We start from the raw sequence: 1,694 nt of genomic DNA on the forward strand, positions 1-1,694 counted from the left end.
CGAGCGCCGCGTAGGGCAGGTGCGGCGCGGCGACCCAGAACGCCGTCGTGGCGATCCCGCAGACCGCGACGACCGGGCGCAGCCCGTACCGGTCGATGCACCGGCCGACCAGGGGCGCGCCGAGGGCCATCCCGAGCGTGATGCCGGCGCCGACCAGGCCGGCGGCGCCGTAGCCGCGGCCGAGCCCGGTGACGACGTACAGCGTCATCATCACGCCGTTCATGGTCATCGGCAGCCGCGCCAGGAACATCAGGGCCATGGTCGAGGACACGCGGGGAACGGCGAGGACCCGGCGGTACGGCTGCAGTGGCACGTCCTCGATGAGAACCCAGCTTGGTACGCGCGTGCAACAAAATTTCGGCTCTGGCGCCCACGGAATTTGAGAGCTACTCTCATTTGGTAGTAACTATCAATTGGGGGTCGCTATGACTCAGCTCTATCCACGCAGGTGGTGGGCCCTCGGCGCGCTCGCGGTGAGCCTGCTGACCGTCGGTCTCGACCTGACCGTGCTCAACGTCGCCGTGCCGACCCTGGCCGTCGACCTCGGCGCCACGACCACGCAGCTGCAGTGGTTCGGCAACGCCTACACGCTGGCGCTCGCCGCGCTCCTGCTCCCGGCGGGCCTGCTCGGCGACCGGTTCGGCCCGAAGAAGCTCCTGCTCGGCGCGCTCGCGGTCTTCGGGCTCGCGTCGCTGGGCTGCGCCTACGCCGGTTCGCCGGGCACGCTGATCGCCGCGCGGGTCGTGCTCGGCGTCGGCGCCGCGTTCCTCATCCCGCTGTCGCTCTCGCTGCTCAACATCCTCTTCCCGCCGGAAGAGCGCGCGAAGGCGCTGACGACGTGGGTCATGGCGACCTTCGTCGGCATCCCGCTCGGGCCGCTGCTCGGCGGCTGGCTGCTCGACCACTTCGCGTGGGGCTCGGTGTTCCTCATCAACGTCCCGCTGGCCGCGGTCGGCGTGGCCGCGGTGCTGTTCCTCGTGCCGCTGACGCCGGGGTCGGGCCAGGGGCGCGTCGACGTCGCGGGCATCGCGCTCTCGGCCGCCGGGCTGGTCGCGCTCACCTACGGCTTCGTGCACGCCGGCGAGCACGGCTGGGCCGACCCGGTGACGTACGGCCTGATCGCCCTCGGTGTCGCGCTGGTCGCGGTGTTCTGCCGGACCCAGACGCGGGTGGCCGCGCCGCTGACCGACCTCGCGCTGTTCCGCGAACCGCGGTTCGTCTGGGGCGCGGTGCTCGCCACCATGGCGTCCTTCGCGCTGATGGGGCTGATGTTCGTGCTGCCGCAGCTGTTCCAGGCCGTGCAGGGCGCCGACGCGCTGCAGACCGGGCTGCGGCTGCTGCCGCTGATCGGCGGGATGCTGGTCTCGGCGAAGATCGCCGAACGGCTGGTCGCCGCGGTCGGGGTGCGCGTGGTCGTCACCGGCGGGTTCCTGCTGCTCGCGGCGGGCCTGGCGTGGGGGACGGCGCCGTCGGACGGCTACGGCGGCACCGTCGGCTGGGAGGTCGTCATCGGCCTCGGCACCGGGTGCACGCTGCCGCCGCTGATGTCGATGGCGATGGGCGCGCTCACCGAGGGGCGCTCGGGCGCCGGCTCGGCGCTGATCCAGGTGCTGCGCCAGGTCGGCGGCACCATCGGCGTCGCCGTGCTGGGCACCGTGCTCAACGGCGTCTACCGCGACGGCGTCCAGGTCGCG

2 protein-coding genes are annotated in these 1,694 nt (G+C 72.6%); one reads left to right on the forward strand and one right to left on the reverse strand.

The genetic code is table 11. The features are described from left to right. A partial coding sequence (locus tag G3I65_RS51880) for an MFS transporter (RefSeq protein ID WP_309236085.1) occupies positions 1-259 on the reverse strand: 259 nt, incomplete at its 3' end. Between the two features lie 166 nt (positions 260-425). Here G3I65_RS51880 and G3I65_RS51885 point away from each other — a divergent pair. Continuing rightward, a partial coding sequence (locus G3I65_RS51885) for a DHA2 family efflux MFS transporter permease subunit (protein ID WP_166641658.1) occupies positions 426-1,694 on the forward strand: 1,269 nt, incomplete at its 3' end.

It is taken from the genome of Amycolatopsis sp. SID8362 (assembly GCF_010550475.1).
GTDB classification, from domain to species: domain Bacteria; phylum Actinomycetota; class Actinomycetes; order Mycobacteriales; family Pseudonocardiaceae; genus Amycolatopsis; species Amycolatopsis eburnea.